At 64.2% G+C, this 17,520-nt stretch carries 17 protein-coding genes and 1 tRNA gene; all 18 read left to right on the top strand.

Annotated features, from left to right (window positions below):
- Positions 1-156: 156 nt before the first annotated feature.
- The 18 genes from DM806_RS04335 (at position 157) to DM806_RS04250 (ending at position 17,503) form a co-directional block, all read left to right on the top strand.
- A complete protein-coding gene (locus DM806_RS04335; RefSeq protein WP_179042116.1) occupies positions 157-1,155 on the top strand; it encodes a GGDEF domain-containing protein in 999 nt (332 codons plus the stop codon).
- Positions 1,156-1,254: 99 nt separating this feature from the next.
- Complete coding sequence (locus tag DM806_RS04330) at positions 1,255-3,204, top strand: alpha/beta hydrolase family protein (RefSeq protein ID WP_179042013.1); 1,950 nt, start codon at positions 1,255-1,257, stop codon at positions 3,202-3,204.
- A 225-nt stretch (positions 3,205-3,429) separates the two neighbouring features.
- Positions 3,430-4,107 carry a DUF2490 domain-containing protein gene (locus DM806_RS04325; RefSeq protein WP_179042012.1) on the top strand — a complete coding sequence of 226 codons (678 nt, stop codon included), beginning with the start codon at positions 3,430-3,432 and terminating at the stop codon, positions 4,105-4,107.
- Between the two features lie 168 nt (positions 4,108-4,275).
- A complete protein-coding gene (locus DM806_RS04320) occupies positions 4,276-5,400 on the top strand; it encodes an 8-amino-7-oxononanoate synthase (RefSeq protein WP_179042011.1) in 1,125 nt (374 codons plus the stop codon).
- Positions 5,397-6,056: a dethiobiotin synthase gene (gene bioD, locus DM806_RS04315; protein WP_179042010.1), complete on the top strand. Its 660-nt coding sequence runs from the start codon at positions 5,397-5,399 to the stop codon at positions 6,054-6,056. Before DM806_RS04320 ends, bioD begins: the two co-directional genes overlap by 4 nt.
- Before the next feature lie 40 nt (positions 6,057-6,096).
- The gene (locus DM806_RS04310) at positions 6,097-8,136 is read left to right on the top strand and encodes a M13 family metallopeptidase (RefSeq protein WP_179042009.1); all 2,040 of its coding nucleotides are present in this window, start codon (positions 6,097-6,099) and stop codon (positions 8,134-8,136) included.
- A gap of 221 nt (positions 8,137-8,357) precedes the next feature.
- Positions 8,358-8,780: a DUF4168 domain-containing protein gene (locus DM806_RS04305; RefSeq protein ID WP_179042115.1), complete on the top strand. Its 423-nt coding sequence runs from the start codon at positions 8,358-8,360 to the stop codon at positions 8,778-8,780.
- Positions 8,781-8,905: 125 nt separating this feature from the next.
- Positions 8,906-10,717 carry a cation:proton antiporter gene (locus DM806_RS04300; protein WP_179042114.1) on the top strand — a complete coding sequence of 604 codons (1,812 nt, stop codon included), beginning with the start codon at positions 8,906-8,908 and terminating at the stop codon, positions 10,715-10,717.
- 14 nt (positions 10,718-10,731) lie between these two features.
- Positions 10,732-11,313 carry an OmpA family protein gene (locus tag DM806_RS04295; RefSeq protein WP_256869097.1) on the top strand — a complete coding sequence of 194 codons (582 nt, stop codon included), beginning with the start codon at positions 10,732-10,734 and terminating at the stop codon, positions 11,311-11,313.
- 32 nt (positions 11,314-11,345) lie between these two features.
- On the top strand, positions 11,346-12,635 hold the full coding sequence (locus DM806_RS04290; protein WP_179042007.1) for an adenosylmethionine--8-amino-7-oxononanoate transaminase: 1,290 nt from the start codon (positions 11,346-11,348) through the stop codon (positions 12,633-12,635).
- Between the two features lie 59 nt (positions 12,636-12,694).
- Complete coding sequence (infA, locus tag DM806_RS04285) at positions 12,695-12,913, top strand: translation initiation factor IF-1 (protein ID WP_003049127.1); 219 nt, start codon at positions 12,695-12,697, stop codon at positions 12,911-12,913.
- Positions 12,914-12,925: 12 nt separating this feature from the next.
- Positions 12,926-13,498, top strand: coding sequence for a Maf family protein (locus DM806_RS04280; protein ID WP_179042006.1), 573 nt, complete (start codon positions 12,926-12,928; stop codon positions 13,496-13,498).
- A 63-nt stretch (positions 13,499-13,561) separates the two neighbouring features.
- On the top strand, positions 13,562-14,551 hold the full coding sequence (locus DM806_RS04275; protein WP_179042005.1) for a ribonuclease: 990 nt from the start codon (positions 13,562-13,564) through the stop codon (positions 14,549-14,551).
- A complete protein-coding gene (yacG, locus tag DM806_RS04270) occupies positions 14,541-14,747 on the top strand; it encodes a DNA gyrase inhibitor YacG (RefSeq protein WP_179042004.1) in 207 nt (68 codons plus the stop codon). Before DM806_RS04275 ends, yacG begins: the two co-directional genes overlap by 11 nt.
- 50 nt (positions 14,748-14,797) lie before the next feature.
- A tRNA-Phe gene (locus DM806_RS04265) sits at positions 14,798-14,873 on the top strand.
- Between the two features lie 154 nt (positions 14,874-15,027).
- Complete coding sequence (locus DM806_RS04260; protein ID WP_179042003.1) at positions 15,028-16,242, top strand: tyrosine-type recombinase/integrase; 1,215 nt, start codon at positions 15,028-15,030, stop codon at positions 16,240-16,242.
- 131 nt (positions 16,243-16,373) lie between these two features.
- The gene (locus tag DM806_RS04255) at positions 16,374-16,787 is read left to right on the top strand and encodes an MbcA/ParS/Xre antitoxin family protein (protein ID WP_179042002.1); all 414 of its coding nucleotides are present in this window, start codon (positions 16,374-16,376) and stop codon (positions 16,785-16,787) included.
- Positions 16,784-17,503, top strand: a complete 720-nt coding sequence (locus DM806_RS04250; protein ID WP_179042001.1) for an RES family NAD+ phosphorylase — start codon at positions 16,784-16,786, stop codon at positions 17,501-17,503. The genes DM806_RS04255 and DM806_RS04250 overlap by 4 nt, the downstream gene beginning before the upstream one ends.
- Positions 17,504-17,520 lie beyond the last annotated feature (17 nt).

The following is a 17,520-nucleotide window of genomic DNA, read 5'->3' as shown; positions in this document are numbered from 1 at the left end:
CGTCCTAAACGGGATCAGTTCACCGCTGTCTTAACCTTTTCTTCACCCACAGGGGCGCAGCCTGACGTCATGGTCGGTCCTAAGGGGGGCAGGCCGTTCCGCACGGCCTTCGTCCAGACGAAGGGGCAATATCGGGTTCAAGCACCGGGTGGACAGATGACGCCGCAAGAAAAACTCGCCGATGAAGCAGGTCGCATCGCGGCCCTGCAACGCTATGATATTCTCGATACGCCAGCCGAAGGCGCGTTCGACAAGATCACCGCGCTCGTGCGCAATCTGGTCGGCGTGCCGATTTCGGCCGTATCGCTGATCGACACCGATCGCCAGTGGTTCAAGTCGCTCGACGGGCTCGACGCCACCGAAACCGATCGCAAGGTCGCCTTTTGCGACCATGCGATCCGCCAGGCGGAGCCGCTGGTGGTGCCGGATGCGCAGCTCGATCCCCGCTTTCGCGACAATCCACTGGTAACGGGCGATCCCGGCATTCGCAGCTATGCCGGCGTCCCGCTGCGCACGCCTGACGGCTATAATATCGGCTCGCTCTGCGCCGTGGACACCCGATTGCGCGACTTCGGACCGGAACAGGTGGCGATATTGAGCGGCCTTGCCCCGATCGTGGTGGAACAGATGGAATTGCGGCTGCTTGCCGAACGCGACGGCCTCAGCGGTGCGCTGACCCGCCGGGCCTTCGTGGCCGAAGTCGACAAGCATATCGCCCTCTATATCCGCCACAAGCGGCCCGCCGCGCTCATCATGCTCGACATCGACCATTTCAAGCGGGTCAACGACAGCCACGGCCATGGCGCCGGCGACCGGGTGATAGAGGCGGTATCGGCTCTGTGCCGCAGCCAGTCGCGCCCCAGCGATTCGCTCGGTCGACTGGGCGGGGAAGAATTCGGCCTGTTGCTTCCCGAAACCTCCGAAAGCGAGGCGATGGTGGTGGCCCATCGCCTGCGCGACGCAGTCGAACGGTTCGAAATTTCCCATCAGCCGCCGCTGCATGTCACCGCCAGTTTCGGCGTCGCCGTGATCGGCCATGGCCGCCTCAACAGCCATGCCTGGATCGCCGCGGCGGACGCGGCGCTCTACGATGCCAAGCGTGGGGGCCGCAACGCCGTGATACTCGCCCCACAGGATACGCTCCGCGCTGCCTGATCCACGCCAACGGACTGATTAACGGTCGATTTCAGGTGACGGCCTCGACTCTCCATCCTATGCCTTCGCGCGGGGACGACAGAGTATCGGGGGGATGGGATGAAGCGCGTTATCGGGCTGTTGGCAGGGGTTGCCGGCCTGTGGACCATGGCGGCGTCGGCGCAGACGGCGGCGCCGGCCGGGCCGGGACAATGGACGATCCAGGATTTTTCCGCGCTGCCGCTGATGGACCGGCCGGCGCTCTCGCCCGACGGCCTGCATATCGCCAGCCGCGCGGCGGTGGCGGGCGAACAGCGGATGGTGATCGCCGACGTCCATGAAGGCCCCAATCGCATCCGCATGCTGGGGCTGGGCGAAAATGACCTGAACTGGTGGAAATGGGTCAATGACGACTGGCTGATCGCCGGCGTGGGCAATGAAACCAATGTACAGGGCATGCCCTGGTATCTGAGCCGCGTCATCAGCGTGAAGCGCGACGGCAGCAAGGTGAATGTGCTGGCCAAGAATGTGGCCGCGCAAAATGCCGACGACGTGATATGGGTCGCACGCGACGGCACGCCGCGCATCCTCCTCTCCTACCAGACGTCGATCTATTATAGCGATGCAGGCTTCTGGCCGAAGGTGGACGAGGTCGATATCACGACCGGCCGGATGCGAAGCGTCGTTGCGCCCCGGCAATATGTGCGCGGCTGGTATGCCGACGCCGCCGGCAATGTTCGCATGGGCATCGGCTACAACGACGCCACGCGCACATCCAAGCTGCTCTATCGCCCGGATGGCAAGGCCCTGTTCCGTGTCGTCGACCGCGCCGACCGGCGTCGCGACGAATCGCTGGTCGTGCCCCTGCTTTTCACGGCCGATCCGGCGCGCGCGATCGCCAGCGACGATCATGAGGGCGCCGATGCGCTTTACGAACTGAATCTGTCCACACTCGAACTGGGGCAGAAGATTTTCGCCGCGCCCGGCTTCGATCTTGGCGGAGTCGAGGAGGATGCCGCCGGCACCGGCCTTGCCGGCGTGCGCTATACCGGCGACGCGCCGATGGTGCACTGGTTCGATACCAATCTGGCGAAAATTCAGGCGGATATCGACAAGGCGGTTGGTGATCGCCGCGCCCGGATCGTGTCGACCAGCCGTGATGGCCAGCGCATGATCGTCCATGTCGGCACGGCGGATCAGCCGGGCGCCTATTATTATTACGACACCGCCGCAGGCGCGATGAGCCTCCTGTCGAAGGTCAGCGACCGCTTTCCGGTCAAGGCGCGGCTGTCACCGGTCAAGACCATCCGCTACAAGGCGCGCGATGGGCTGGAGATCGCGGCCGTCCTGACCCTTCCCGCAGGCAGGGAGGCGAAGAAGCTCCCCCTCATCCTCATGCCCCATGGCGGTCCCTTCGCCCGCGATGCGGAGGAATGGGACTGGTGGGTGCAGTTCCTCGCCTGGCGCGGCTATGCCGTGCTTCAGCCCAATTATCGCGGCTCCTCGGGCTATGGCACCGCCTTTGCCGCCAAGGGGGAGGGGCAATGGGGGCTTGCCATGCAGGATGATCTCAACGACGCGGTGGACTGGGCGGTGGAGCAGGGGCTGGCCGATCCCAGGCGCGTCTGCATGGTCGGCGCCTCCTATGGCGGCTATGCGGCGATGCGGGCGGCGCAACGGGACGGAGCGAAATATCGCTGCGCCGTCTCCTATGCCGGCGTGTCCGACCTTGGCGCGATGATGCGCTATGACGGCCGCTTCCTCAACCATGGCGGACGCAAGGACTGGCTCAAGGAACAGGCGCCCGATTTCGCCGCCGTCTCCCCGATCAACTTCGCCGCCCAATTCTCGACGCCGATCCTGCTGATGCACGGCCGGAAGGATCGCCGCGTGCAGGTGGGCCAGTCGCGCGAAATGGCGGAAAAGCTGAAGGCGGCGGGCAAGGTCGCCGGGCGCGACTATCTCTATGTCGAACAGCCGCTGGCCGACCATTTCTTCACACGCGAGGCGGACCGGCTGGAATTTCTCGAAAAGCTCGACGCCTTTCTGAAGGATCATAATCCCGCCTGAGCGGCGTGCAGCCACTGTCTCCGATGCAAATCCAGTCTGGCCCCCGTGCAAACGGGGGCCTTTTTCTATGTCCGGTACAGTCCGTCCGATGGGCTTCGGAAAATTCCGTCGCCTTTTGGAAGGGGAGAGCAATGATTGTCATAAAATAGAAACAGAATTGACGCTTCAATGTCATCTGATGGTCATAGAGGCGCGCCAACGCTGTTTTGAAAGAAAGCGACGCCCATGCGCCGGACTTGCCTTTGCCTTCTCCTCTCCCTGCTTGCTGCCCCGACGGCGGCGCACGCGACCGAGGATGAACAGCTCTGGACCACGGCCAGCGCGACGGTGAAGCTCAGCGATCATTGGCGCCTGTCGCAGGAAGTGGTGGCCCGCTTCAGCGACGATCGCGACGGTCTCTACGAAATCGAATCCAACACGCTGCTGGGCTATAAACTGTCGAAGGCGGTGACGATCTGGGCCGGCTACACTCATGATCCGCAATATGCCGCCGGCGACTTCACCGTCATGGAGCATCGCGGCCGCCAGCAGATCACGTTCGACAATATCGCGAAGATCGGCCCGGCCACGCTCAGCGCCCGGATGCGGATGGAAGAGCGCTGGCGCGAAGGCGTCGACGGCACCGCCTGGCGTCTGCGCCCCTATGTGAAGCTGGTCATGCCCTTCCGCGAAGGCGGCAAGACCGCGCTGGTGCTGAGCCATGAAAGCTTCTTCGATCTCAACAAGACCAATTTCCAGCGCGTCCAGGGCGAAGAGCGGATGCGCAACCTGATAGCCATCACCACCCCGGTGGCGAAGAATGTGAATGCGGAAATCGGCTATCTCCACCAGCATGGCTTCCGCCCCAATGCCGACGACAGCAACGACAATGTCGCCTCCTTCTCGCTGAGCTTCAGCTTCTGACCAGGGGCTGTCCTATTGGGGGCGGGCACATTATGCTGATCGACCCAATGCAAATGGAATTTGTCATATAATTTCCAACATCGGCAAGATGATGACAAATTATGCGGGAAATGTGCGAAGCTAAGGGTGTGCTTGCCGCTCCCGCCGGGCGGGCCTATAGCCCGCGCCATGACTGCCGAACCTTTCCGTTCCCAGCTTGCCGCGCTGGAGCAGCGCGGGCGGCTGCGTCGCCTGTCTCCCCGCGCGGGCCGCGATTTCGCTTCCAACGACTATCTCGCCCTCGCCGGCGATCCGATGATCGCGCAGGCGGTGGCTGACGCGGTCGCGCGTGGCGTGCCGCTCGGTTCCGGCGGATCGCGCCTGCTGCGGGGCAACGCGCCCGAGCATGAGGGGCTGGAGGCGAAGGCCGCCGATTTCTTCCGCACCCAGGCGGCCCTGTTCGTCGCCAATGGCTATGTCGGCAACCTCGCTCTCTTCTCCACCCTGCCGCAGCGGGGCGACCTGATCGTCGCCGACGAACTGATCCACGCCAGCGCCCATGACGGCATCCGCATGAGCAAGGCCGCTGCCGTCTTTGCTGCGCACAATGACGTGCAGAGCTTCGCCGACCTCATCACCGCCTTCCGCGCCGAAGGGGGCAAGGGCCGGATCTGGATCGCGGTCGAGACGCTCTATTCGATGGACGGCGACATGGCGCCGCTCGCCGATCTCGCGAAACTTGCTGCGCAGCATGATGCGATGCTGCTGCTCGACGAAGCGCATGGCACCGGCGTCTTCGGTCCCGGCGGGCGCGGCCTGTCGGCGGGGCTGGACGGCCTGCACAATGTCATAACCCTCCACACTTGCGGCAAGGCGATGGGCGCGGAGGGCGCGCTGATCTGCGCCCCGCGCGTCCATATCGACTATCTGATCAACCGCGCCCGCGCCTTCATCTTCTCGACCGCGCCGTCGCCGCTGATGGCGGTCGCCGTGTCCGCCGCGCTCGACCGGATCGAGCGGGCCGACGATCTGCGCGAGCGGCTGAAGACGCTGCGGCAGGACGCGGCGGAAGCGATCTGCGCGCCGCTGGGACTGCCGTCCCCGCGCAGCCAGATATTGCCGGTCATCATCGGCGAGGATGCCCGCGCCATGGCGGCGGCGGCAGCGTTGCAGGAGGCCGGCTTCGACGTGCGCGGCATCCGTCCGCCGACCGTGCCGCCCGGCACCAGCCGCCTGCGCATCTCGCTGACGCTCAACGCCAGCCGGTCCGATGTCGCCGCGCTGGGGAAGGAATTGCAGCGGGTGATGAAATGACCGTCCTTATCGTCACCGGCACCGACACCGATATCGGCAAGACCGTGTTCGCCGCGGGCCTGGCCGGGGCGCTGTGCGCCTATTATTGGAAGCCGCTGCAGGCGGGTGTCGATCCGGCCGGCGACAGGGAAACGGTCGCCGCCCTCGCGGGCCTGCCGCCCGAACGAATCCTGCCCGAAGCCTATCGCCTGACCACCCCCGCCTCGCCGCATCTGGCCGCGCGGATCGACGGGGTGGAAATCAGCCTCGACCGCCTTGCCCTGCCGCAGGTCGACGGGCCGCTGGTGGTGGAGGGGGCAGGCGGCGTGCTCGTCCCCGTTACCGAGACGCTGCTGATGGCGGACCTCTTCGCTTTTTGGGGGCAGCCGGTCATCCTGTGCGCCCGCACCGGCCTCGGCACCATCAACCACAGCCTGCTCAGCATCGAGGCGCTAAAAGCGCGCGGTGTCCGCATTGCCGGCATCGCCTTCATCGGCGACCCGCATGCAGAGAATGAACGGATCATCCCGCAGATCGCCGGCGTGCCGGCGCTCGGTCGCCTTCCTCGTCTTGATCCGCTCGACCCCGCGAGCCTGGCGCAGGCCTTTGCAGCGCACTTTCCGAAACTTTCAACGGTCGATAATATTCGACCAACGACATGGACATCGTCGTCCTAGGGGCGTTGTGTCGCCTCACCAAAAAGCAAGGGAAGCTTTGATGAAGACACTCCTTCTGGGCGCCGCAGCGACCGCGCTCGCCCTGGCCGCCACCGTCGCTCACGCCGATCAGGCAGCAACGCCAGCCGCGACCACCGCCACCAAGCCCACCTACGGCACGTTCGGCTTCGACACGGCGGGCATGGACAAGTCGGTCAAGCCCGGCGACGATTTCTACGATTATGCCAACGGCACCTGGGCGAAGAACACGCCGATCCCCGCGGACAAGTCCAACTATGGCGCATTCAACACGCTGGACGACCTGTCGCGTGAGCGCACCAGAGGCATTCTCGAAGCGGCGAAGGGCGACCCCGCCAGCAAGATCGGCGCGGCCTATGCCAGCTATATGGACGCCGCCGGGGTCGAGGCGAAGGGCCTTGCCCCGATCAAGCCCTGGCTGGCGGAGATTGCGGCGGTGAAGGACAAGGCCGCTTATGTCGCGCTCGCCGCCAAGGCCGCCCGTGCGGGCGTCGACGGCCCCTTCGCCTTCTATGTCGGGCAGGACGACAAGGATCCCGAAACCTATATCGTCTCGATGCGTCAGGATGGCCTAGGCCTGCCCGACCGCGATTATTATCTGGAGCCGGACGGCAAGATGGCGGCGATCCGCACCGCCTATGTCGCCCATCTGGAAAAGATACTGACCCTGTCCGGGGGCGGCGACGCCAAGGCCCGCGCCGCCGCGCTGATGGCGTTCGAAACGGAGATCGCCAAGGTTCACTGGAGCCAGGTCGACAGCCGCGACGCCGACAAGACCTATAACAAGATGACGCTGGCGCAACTGGCCAAGGCCGCGCCGGGGTTCGACTTCGCGACCTATTTCGCCACGAACAATCTGAAGCCCGCAGACCTGATCGTCGCCCAGCCGACGGCGATCGCGGGTGAAGCGGCGCTGATCGCCAAGGCGCCGATTGGCGTGCTCAAGGATGCGCTGATCGCCCGGTCGATCCACAGCTTCGCCGAATATCTGCCCGACAGCGTCGCCAATGAGGATTTCGCCTTCTACGGCACCACTCTGTCCGGCACGCCCGAGCGCGAGGAGCGCTGGAAACGCGCCGTCACCTTCCTCAAGGGCACCCTGGGCGAGGAAGTGGGCAAGGTCTATGTCGCCAAATATTTCCCGCCCGAAACCAAGGCGGCGATGGACGATCTGGTTCGCAACGTCCTGACCGCCATGGGCCATCGCATTGACGGCCTGACATGGATGAGCGCGGAGGCCAAGGCCCGCGCCCACAAGAAGCTGGCCGCCTTCACGCCAAAGATCGGCTATCCCGACAAATGGCGCGATTATGCCGGGCTGACCGTCAAGGGTGACGACCTGTTCGGCAACGCCATGCGGTCCAACCAGTTCGAGTTCGACTATAATATCAACAAGCTCGGAAAGCCGGTCGATCGCGGCGAATGGTTCATGACCCCGATGGAGATCAACGCCTATGCCAATTTCGGCATGGTGGAGATCGTCTTCCCCGCGGCCATCCTGCAACCGCCCTTCTTCGATCCTCATGCCGACCCGGCGGTCAATTATGGCGGCATTGGTGCGGTGATCGGCCATGAACTCAGCCATCATTTCGACGATCAGGGCGCGAAATATGACGAAACCGGCAAACTCAACCAGTGGTGGACCGATCAGGACGTCGCCAATTTCAAGGCGCTGACGGAGAAGCTGGGCGCGCAGTACGACGCCTATGAGCCCTTCCCGGGCGCGCATGTGAAGGGCGCCTTCACCATGGGCGAAAATATCGGCGACCTGGGTGGCCTGGCGGTTGCGCTGGACGCCTATCATGCCTCGCTCGGCGGCAAGAAGGCGCCGGTGATCGACGGCCTGAGCGGCGACCAGCGCTTCTTCCTCGGCTGGGCACAGGTGTGGCGCCGCAACTATCGCGAGGCAAACCTGCGTCAGCGGCTCGTCACCGACCCGCACGCGCCGTCGCAATATCGCGCCGACATCGTCCGCAATTTCGACAGCTGGTATGATGCGTTCAAGCCGGCGCCGGGCGGCAAGATCTACCTCGCGCCCAAGGATCGCGTGAAGATCTGGTAAGAAATCTGCCGGGCTGGATTCGCGAATCCGGCCCGTATTTCATTGCATTATCGAAATATTTCGCAGGTGCGATAAAATGTATCGCATCGCCGACGAGCCGTTTTACGCGGTGCAGCCGTCTTTTGAATCGAACGACTCGCCGTTCCGGGCTTTCGGTGGCGGAACTGTTTCAACAGCGTGACCGTCTGATCATCAAGTTAGATCACGCAAGGAGAAGCATGTTGACGGGTCTCAACACTACCAATTTCCTCAAGGCGGGCATCGCCTCGATTGCATTGTTCGCGGCCTATCCGGCATTTGCCCAGGCCGAGCCTGCAGCGCCAGCCGAATCGGCAGCGCCCGCCGCGCCGGCCGCCGGCGCCAGCAACTTCAGTGAAGCTGACATCAAGCAGTTTGCTGCTGCAGCAGTGGAAGTGACGAAGATCCAGCAGGATTCGTCGATCGCGGCCGCCGACAAGCAGCCCAAGATGCTGGCCGCGCTGCAGGCGTCGGGCTTGCCGCCGGAAAAGTTCAACCAGATCGGTCAGGCCGCTGCCGCTGACCCCGCGCTTCAGCAGCGCATCCAGGCCGCAGCTCCGGCCGCTCCGGCGCCCGCTGCGGCAGAACCGGCTGCTCCGGCCCAGCCGAGCCAGCCGCCGCAATAATCGATATATAGGTTCCCCTCGGCGGGGCGTGGCGCAGTCGCCATGCCCCGCCATTCCTATTGTTCCCACTATCGGGAAAAATATCAGGGGTGACGTCCCCGTGATTGCCTGTCTATCCTAAGCCCATGCAGGAACAGGCACTTTCCATCGCGCTGATCGGCATATTGGGGATTGGCGCGCAATGGATCGCCTGGCGGACCGGCTGGCCCGCCATTGCCCTGATGCTGGCAGCAGGCGTCCTTGGCGGACCCGTCCTCCACCTCATCAATCCCGAACATGTCTTTGGCGAGTTGCTGGAACCGATGGTGTCGGTCGCGGTCGCGCTGATCCTGTTCGAAGGCGGCCTCAGCCTCAATTTTCGCGAGTTGCGCAAGACTGACGGTGCGGTCACGCGCCTCGTTCTGCTCGGCTCGCCGATAGCCTGGGTTCTGGGGTCGCTCGCCTGCTATTATATCGCCGGTCTCGTCTGGCCGGTCGCCATCCTGTTCGCGGGCATATTGGTCGTCACCGGCCCGACCGTGGTGCTGCCCCTGCTGCGCCAGTCCAACATCGCCGCCCGCCCGCGCGCGATCCTGAAATGGGAAGCGATCGTCAACGATCCGACCGGCGCGCTCTTGGGCGTCGTCACCTATGAATATCTGCGCCGGTCGGGGGAGGGGAGCAGTCTCGCCACCGTCATCGTCTCGCTGATCGCCGCCGCCATCGTCGCGGGGCTGATCGGTTGGATCGCGGCGCGGGCGATCGGCTGGCTCTTTCCGCGCGGCCATGTCCCCGAATATCTCAAGGCCCCGGTGCTGCTCGTCGCGGTGATCAGCGTCTTCGTCCTCTCCAATATCATCCAGCAGGAAACCGGCTTGCTCGCGGTCACGGTCATGGGCGTGGCGCTGGCCAATATGCGTCTAGATTCCCTGCGCGACATCCAGCCCTTCAAGGAAAATGTCACCGTTCTCCTCATTTCCGGCGTGTTCGTGATCCTGTCGGCCTCGCTGGACCTGAGCGTATTACGCCAGTTCGAATGGCGCTTCCTCGGTTTCCTCTTCGCATTGCTGTTCCTGGTGCGCCCGATCACCGTGCTGCTCAGCCTCGCCTTTTCGCCCGTGCCCTGGAACGAGCGGTTGTTGGTCGCCTGGATCGCACCCCGCGGTATCGTCGCGGTCGCCATTTCCGGCCTGTTCGCGCTACGGCTCGATCGCCTCGGCTATGGCGACGGCTCGATCCTCGTCACCTTGTCCTTCGCGGTGGTGGTGGCGACGATCGTCTTCCACGGCTTTTCGATCAAGCCGGTCGCGCGGCTGCTGAAAGTCACGGGCGCGCAGGAAAAGGGGCTGTTGCTGGTCGGCGCCACCCCTTTCAGCCTTGGCCTCGCCTCGCAACTGCGCGCGCTGGAGGTGCCAGTGATGATCGCCGACAATAGCTGGCAGCGGCTCGCCCCCGCCCGGCATCAGGGGATCGCCACCTATCATGGCGAGATATTGTCCGAAGCGACCGAGGAAAAGCTCGACCTCGCCCAGTTTCAGGTGCTGGCCGCCGCGACCGACAACGAAGCCTATAATGCGCTGGTCTGCAACGAGTTCGCCCCGGAAATCGGCCGCGACAATGTGCACCAGCTGGGCGACGCCAGCGATGATGAAGACCCCCGCGCCTTGCCCGAATCGCTGCGTGGCCGCGCGCTATTCTCCTCTGGTCATGGCGTGGAGGACATCATGCAGCGCGAAGAGCAGGGCTGGACCTTCCGCAAGACGCGGATCAGCGAGCAGTTCGACTTCGATGCCGCCCGCGCCTCCCTGCCCGAAGGCGGCGACATGCTGCTGCTGCTGCGCAGGAACGGCGCGCTGCGCTTCTTCACCCACGCGTCGAGACCGACGCCCCAATCCGGCGACACCATCCTGTCCTATGTGCCGCCGACCGACAAAAGGCCCAGAGGAGAGGATGAATGAGGAGATCGGCCCCCATGGCTCTGATGGCCTGCGCGCTGGCCGCCTGCCAGCCCCCGGCGGACAAGGGCGCGGCCAATGAAGCCGATAATGCCGCCAACAGGATGGCGGCCAACGAATCCGACAATGCTGTCGAACCGCAACGCTCCATCCTGCGTCCCGAAGTGATCGACCAGCCCGAAGCGCCGAAGATCGAGCCGGTCGATATGGTGATCGGCTTCGGCCAGTCCGCCATGGCGCTGGACGATGGGGCGAAAACCGCGCTCGACACGCTGCTGGCAACCCCTGCCTTGAAGGGAGGCGGCGCCATCACCCTCCACGGCCACAGCGATTCGCGCGGCAGCGACGGCGACAACAAGGTCGCCTCTCGCATCCGCGCCGAAAAGGTCCGCGACTATCTGGTCGAAAAGGGCGTGGCGAAGGATCGCATCACCCTCGTCGCACTGGGCGAAGCCCGTCCTATCGCTCCTAATGCAAAGGAGGATGGCAGCGACGATCCCGAAGGCCGGGCGAAGAATCGCCGGGTCGAGGTGCATGTCGCCCTCCCGACCATTGTCGTCCCGCCACCGGTAGAACCGAAGCCGGCGGAGAAGCCGTAGCCATCATGACCTTGCTGGATTAAAGCCGGGCCATGACCTCTCCCGTCTGGCACCCCTTCACCCAGCATGGCCTCAACGAGCCGATCCCCGAAGTCGTGCGGGCGGAGGGCGCCCTGCTGCACCTCGCCGATGGCGGTACACTGATCGACGGGATTTCCAGCTGGTGGGTGACGACCCATGGCCATTGCGAACCCCGCATCGCCGCCGCCATTGCCGACCAGGCAGGCCAGCTCGACCAGCTCATCTTCGCTGGCTACACCCACGCCCCGGCCGAGGAAGTGGCGCGCGGCCTGATCGACATGGCCCCCCGCGCGGAGGGCCAGCCCGAACTCGCCCATGTCTTCTATTCCGACAGCGGATCGACCGCGGTCGAGGTCGCGCTCAAGATGGCGCTCGGCTATTGGCACAATCTGGCGCTCGATGGCCTCGCCGAAGCGCGCAGTCGCATCCTCGTCCTCGAACATAGCTATCATGGCGACACGATCGGCGCGATGTCGATCGGCGAGCGTGGCGTCTACAACGCCGCCTGGACGCCCCTGCTGTTCGATGTGGGTACCATCCCCTTTCCCGCACCGGGATGGGAACAGGCCTGCCTTGACGCGCTGGAGGCCGCCTGCGCGGACAGGCCCGCCGCCTTCATCGTCGAACCGCTGATCCTGGGGGCGGGGGGGATGCTGCTCTATCCGGCGCATGTCCTGCGCGAGATGGCGGCCATCTGCCGCAATCATGGCGTGCTTTTCATCGCGGACGAGGTGATGACCGGCTGGGGCCGCACCGGCACGCTCTTCGCCTGCGAACAGGCCGGCGTCGTGCCGGACATTATGGCCGTGGCCAAGGGGATCACCGGCGGCGCAATCCCACTGGCCGCCACGCTCGCCATCGCGCCGATCTTCGACGCCCATGTTTCCACCGATCGCGCACGCCTCTTCTATCATTCGTCCAGCTACACGGCGAACGCCATCGCCTGCGCCGCCGCCGCCGCCAATCTCTCCATCTGGCGGGAGGAGGATGTGCTGGGCCGGATCGCGACTCTCGCCGAAGGTATCGCGACGCGACTCGCAAAGCTGGCCACGCATCCCGCCTTCGCGAATCCCCGCCAACTCGGCGCGATCGCCGCGATCGACCTCGTCGCACCGGACGCGGGCTATCTCTCCGACCTTGCCCCGCGGCTGCGCGCCTTTTTCCTGGAACATGGCCTCTTGCTAAGGCCGCTGGGCAACACCATCTACCTGATGCCGCCCTATTGTCTTGATGCAAATCAGCTCGATGCGGTCTTCGCGGCGCTCCATGCGGCCGGCGAAAAGTTCGGCGTGCAACCCTGACTTTCATTTTGTGCGGTTTGGCGCTATGGCGGCGCGATTTTTCGCATATCCGGGATAATATGGCTAAAGAAGAACTGCTTGAAATGCGCGGACAGGTTGTGGAGCTTCTCCCCAACGCCATGTTCCGCGTGCGGCTTGAAAATGATCACGAAATTCTCGGCCACACGGCCGGCAAGATGCGCAAGAACCGCATTCGTGTCCTCGTGGGCGACGAAGTTCTCGTCGAACTCACCCCCTACGACCTGACCAAGGGTCGGATCACTTATCGCTTCAAATAAGCCGCACGACTGATGCGGCTCATCCTTGCTTCGGCTTCCCCCAGGCGGCGTGACCTTCTGGGCCAGATCGGCGTCGTCCCCGACGCGGTCGATCCTGCCGATATCGACGAAACGCCCCTGAAGCATGAAACGCCCGCCGCCTATGCAGCGCGCGTGGCGGCCGACAAGGGGGCGCTCGTCGCCGCGCGTCATCCGGGCGCGCTCATCCTGTCGGGCGATACGGTGGTCGCCGTCGGTCGCCGCATCTTGCCCAAGACGGAAAGCGAGCAGGAGGCGCGCGCCTGCCTGACCTTGCTGTCCGGGCGGCGGCACCGCGTCTTCAGCGCGATCACGCTGATCGACGGCGACGGGCGGGCACGGCATCGCCTGTCCGACAATATCGTCACCTTCAAGCGGCTGGAGCAGGCGGAGATCGATGCCTATATCGCCAGCGACGAATGGCGGGGCAAGGCGGGCGGCTATGCCATTCAGGGCCGCGCCGCCGGTCTGATCCGCGCCATTCAGGGCAGCCACAGCGCGATCATGGGCCTGCCGCTTTACGAAACCCGCGCGCTGCTCAAGGCGGCCGGATATATACTTGACTAGCAGGATTGCGAGGGAAATGGCACATTTCCCGGCTCGGCAATCCTGACCAATAGGGACACAGATATGGCCGAATGGCTCTATGAAGAAGGCATCGGTGAAGCCCGCGCGGCGCTGATCGAAAAGGGCAAGCTGGTCGAAGCCCTGATCGAACGCGACGGCGATGCGGTTCGTCCGGGCGCTGTGGCGCAGGGGCGGCTGGTCGCCACCCTCATTCCCAAGAAGCGCGGCGTCGTCCGGCTGATCTCGGGCGAGGAAGTGCTGCTGGAGCCGATCCCGCCCAGGCTGTCCGAAGGGGCCAATGTGCTGGTCGAGATCATCCGCGAGGCGATTGCCGAGGAAGGCCGCCCCAAGCGCGCCAAGGGCCGCATGCCCCAGCCCGGATCGAAACCCCATGCCGGTCCCAGCCTGTTGCAGCGCATCCGCGCCACCGGCACGCCCGTCGTCCCCTGCCCCGCGCATGAGGAAGATCGGCTCGAAGCCCATGGCTGGAGCGAGCTGATGGAGGAGGCGATCAGTGGCGAGGTCGGCGCCGAAGACGCCGCGCTGCGCCTGTACCTGACGCCCGCCATGCTGCTGATCGACGTCGACGGTTCTTTGCCACCGGCCCAGCTTGGCCCCAAGGGCGCGAAGCTGGCTGCGCAGGCCGTCCGCCGCATGGGGCTGGCCGGTTCGATCGGCATCGACCTGCCGACCATGAACAACAAGGATGAGCGGATGATCGCCGCCGCGCAGATCGATAAATATCTGCCGCTCCCCTTCGAGCGGACGGCGGTGAACGGCTTCGGCTTCCTCCAGATCATTCGCCGCCGCGAACGCGCGAACCTGATGGAATTGCTGCGCGAGGATCCCGTGCTGACTGCCGCGCTCGCCCTGCTGCGCCGCGCCGAGCGCCATGGCCAGGGCGGCGCGGCGACGATCACCGCCGCGCCCGCGATCATCGACCTGCTGCACAAGCGGCAGGACTGGATCGACCTGCTGGCCAAGCGCCGGGGTGGCGCGATCATGCTGAAGGCAGATGCGTCGCTGGCGCTGGCAGGCGGTCATGTCGCCTAAGTCGTCGCCCAAGTTCGGCGCCTGCCCGGTGTGCGGCCAGCCTTCGGCCGCGCAAACCCGTCCTTTTTGCGGAACGGCCTGCCGCGATCGCGACCTGCTGCAATGGCTGGGCGAAGGCTATCGCGTGCCCGGTCCGCCAGCCGACGAAGCGGCGCAAAAAAATGGTAATTATGGGCTGGACAGCGAGCCGGATTGACGCCTATAGGCACGCCTCCATCCGGCGGACGCCTCCGCCAGGAACCCGATGCCCGGGTAGCTCAGTTGGTAGAGCATGCGATTGAAAATCGCAGTGTCGGCGGTTCGAATCCGTCCCCGGGCACCATTTCCCTTGATTTTCCTGTCCATAGCCGTCCGGAATCGATGGTATATTTTGGCCGGTTTGTGGTATCTCGTCCACGGCTGTCCGGGCGCGTACCTTGCTACCCGGATGCGCGAACGGTAGTTTTCTCGGTATCGAAACCGGGAAAATCAACGTCATGCTTACCGATGCCGCCATCCGTAAAATCGGGCTCCGCGAGAAAGCTTTCAAGGTCGGCGACATGCATGGGCTCTATCTGCTCGTGAATCCCAACGGCGCCCGCTACTGGCGCTGGAATTTCTCGCATGGCGGCAAGAAGCAGACGCTATCGCTGGGCGTCTATCCCGATGTCTCGCTCAAGGAGGCGCGTGAGAAGCGCACGGAGGCCAGCAAGCTGCTTGAGAGGGGCACAAACCCTTCGACCCATAAGAGGCTCCAACGCGCGCTGGCGCTGAATGGCGGGGATAGCTTTGGCGCGGTTGCGCAGGAGTGGCTTGCCAAGCTGGAGGCTGAGGGGCGTTCGGCCGCTACGATGGAGAAGATGCGCTGGCTGCTGCGCTACGCCGAGCCGATCATCGGCGAACGGCCGATCGGCGAACTGACCGCCCCTGAGTTTCTTGCCGTCCTGCGGACGGTCGAGGTGAAGGGGCGCTACGAATCGGCAAGGCGGCTGCGGACGACATGCGGCAGCATCCTGCGGTACGCGATTGCGACCGGCCGTGCGCAGCGCGACGTCACCGCTGATCTGCAAGGCGCGCTCATCACGCCCAAGGTCACGCATCGCGCCGCCATCACTGACCCCGGAGGGGTTGGAGAGTTGCTGCGCGCCATGTGGGGCTATGAGGGTCAACCGGCCGTCGAGATCGCCTTGAAGGTCGGCGTTCACACCTTCGTCCGGCCCGGCGAGTTGCGTCACGCCGAATGGTCGGAGTTCGATCCTGATCTGGCGATCTGGACGATCCCGGCCGAGAAGATGAAGATGGGGCGCGAGCATCGCGTGCCGCTGTCCACGCAGGTTATGGATCTGTTGGAGGCGCTCTACCCAATCAGCGGCCACTCGAAATATCTGTTCCCCAGCATTCGCGACCCGAGGCGGCCGATGTCCGAGAATACGGTCAACGCAGCGCTTCGGCGGTTGGGCTATGACAAGACGCAGATGACCGGACATGGCTTTCGCGCGACCGCCAGCACCCTGCTCAACGAGAGCCGCAAATGGCATCCCGATGCGATCGAGCGGCAGCTGGCGCATGTCGAAAGCAACGACGTCCGGCGCGCCTATCTGCGCGGCGAGCATTGGAATGAGCGGGTCAAGATGATGCAATATTGGAGCGACTATCTCGATCAGCTTCGGGCAGCCGAGAAGGTGATCAAAGCCAGGTTTGGACGGCGTTAAGGGGCGAAGCGGCGCCGCAGCCTATGCGATTAAACGCATAAATCGTGTTTATGCGAAATAGAGCATAGGCGGCAGTTGGGATTTGCCATATGGCATTAAAATCTATATATGGTGCCACATGGAGGTGCATTATGGTTATGCTTCAACCCATTGAGACGGTCCCCGCTCCGTTCCGGCCGGAACCCGTCACCCAGGAAGAAGGCGGTGCGATGTTTCGTGCAGCGCTCAACCTGTTTGCCAAATGGGGTGTCACGGATGAGCAGGCTGCCGTCCTGACAGATATGCCGGTCCGCAGCTTCCGTCGGTGGAAAGCAGAAGGGCCGGGCCGCATCTCGCGCGATGGACTTGCCCGGCTCTCCAACCTCATGGGCATCCATAAGGCGCTCCGCATCATCTTTCAGGAGCCGCAACGGGGCTATGACTGGATCAAGGCGCCCAATGCAGCCTTCGAGGGCGCGAATGCCCTAGCGGTCATGCTGGGTGGCGAATTGACCGACATCATGCGAGTGCGGCGCTATCTGGACGCGGAGCGCGGTGGCTGGTGACGGGAATTGCGGTGCCGCCGGTCAGCAAGGTCGAATGGGAGGGAGCGGTCAGGATCATCCGCAGCATCTATCCTCCCATCGATCTGTTCGAGGATATTGCAGATCCCGCCGACTGGCCTCTCCTCATTTCGGCTGAGCAAAAGACGAACCCGCGAATCATGACGTCGATCGGGAACATCGGGCTTGTCCCTCCGGAGCGGCGGATCGGTGGCGTAGGGGCATCCTATCTGATGGCGTCGTTTACCCATGTCAGCCTTGATCGACCGAGCCGATTCTCGGACGGAAGCTATGGCGTTCTCTATGTCGCGCGGAGCTATGAAACCGCTTTGTTCGAGACGATCCATCATCATACCCGCTTCATGGCCAGGACGGGTGAGCAGGCCGGGTGGACGTCACAGTTTCGGGAGATTGTCCTGAAGGTCGATGCCGCTCTGCATGATCTTCGCAGCGGCGATGATGAGTTTGGTCCGTGCCTCGATCCGGAGAGCTATGGGGCGTCTCAGCAACTCGCTGCCAGTCTGCGCGACACAGGGGCTGATGGCATGGCCTATCCAAGCGTGCGACAGGCTGGCGGCGAATGTGTCGCCCTTTTCTATCCGGACTGCGCATCCAATCCCATTCAGGGCCGGCACCTTGACTATCATTGGGACGGCCAACGGGTCGATCTTGTTCGGGACGCAGGCAGCGGCGCGGTTTTCAGGGTGGTTGAGGGTTGATGGCGAGGATCGCCGCG

It is taken from the genome of Sphingobium lactosutens (genome assembly GCF_013393185.1).
Classification (GTDB): domain Bacteria; phylum Pseudomonadota; class Alphaproteobacteria; order Sphingomonadales; family Sphingomonadaceae; genus Sphingobium; species Sphingobium lactosutens_A.
Note: the sequence above shows the minus strand (reverse complement) of the source record. Positions and strands in the feature narration are given on the sequence as shown.

Excerpts from the sequence above, each read along its gene's own strand:
- DM806_RS04335 (WP_179042116.1), top strand. The coding sequence starts at position 157 with ATGACGCCGCAAGAAAAACTCGCCGATGAAGCAGGTCGCATCGCGGCC.
- DM806_RS04330 (WP_179042013.1), top strand. The coding sequence starts at position 1,255 with ATGAAGCGCGTTATCGGGCTGTTGGCAGGGGTTGCCGGCCTGTGGACC.
- DM806_RS04325 (WP_179042012.1), top strand. The coding sequence starts at position 3,430 with ATGCGCCGGACTTGCCTTTGCCTTCTCCTCTCCCTGCTTGCTGCCCCG.
- DM806_RS04320 (WP_179042011.1), top strand. The coding sequence starts at position 4,276 with ATGACTGCCGAACCTTTCCGTTCCCAGCTTGCCGCGCTGGAGCAGCGC.
- bioD (WP_179042010.1), top strand. The coding sequence starts at position 5,397 with ATGACCGTCCTTATCGTCACCGGCACCGACACCGATATCGGCAAGACC.
- DM806_RS04310 (WP_179042009.1), top strand. The coding sequence starts at position 6,097 with ATGAAGACACTCCTTCTGGGCGCCGCAGCGACCGCGCTCGCCCTGGCC.
- DM806_RS04300 (WP_179042114.1), top strand. The coding sequence starts at position 8,906 with ATGCAGGAACAGGCACTTTCCATCGCGCTGATCGGCATATTGGGGATT.
- DM806_RS04295 (WP_256869097.1), top strand. The coding sequence starts at position 10,732 with ATGGCTCTGATGGCCTGCGCGCTGGCCGCCTGCCAGCCCCCGGCGGAC.
- DM806_RS04290 (WP_179042007.1), top strand. The coding sequence starts at position 11,346 with ATGACCTCTCCCGTCTGGCACCCCTTCACCCAGCATGGCCTCAACGAG.
- infA (WP_003049127.1), top strand. The coding sequence starts at position 12,695 with ATGGCTAAAGAAGAACTGCTTGAAATGCGCGGACAGGTTGTGGAGCTT.
- DM806_RS04280 (WP_179042006.1), top strand. The coding sequence starts at position 12,926 with ATGCGGCTCATCCTTGCTTCGGCTTCCCCCAGGCGGCGTGACCTTCTG.
- DM806_RS04275 (WP_179042005.1), top strand. The coding sequence starts at position 13,562 with ATGGCCGAATGGCTCTATGAAGAAGGCATCGGTGAAGCCCGCGCGGCG.
- yacG (WP_179042004.1), top strand. The coding sequence starts at position 14,541 with ATGTCGCCTAAGTCGTCGCCCAAGTTCGGCGCCTGCCCGGTGTGCGGC.
- DM806_RS04260 (WP_179042003.1), top strand. The coding sequence starts at position 15,028 with ATGCTTACCGATGCCGCCATCCGTAAAATCGGGCTCCGCGAGAAAGCT.
- DM806_RS04255 (WP_179042002.1), top strand. The coding sequence starts at position 16,374 with ATGGTTATGCTTCAACCCATTGAGACGGTCCCCGCTCCGTTCCGGCCG.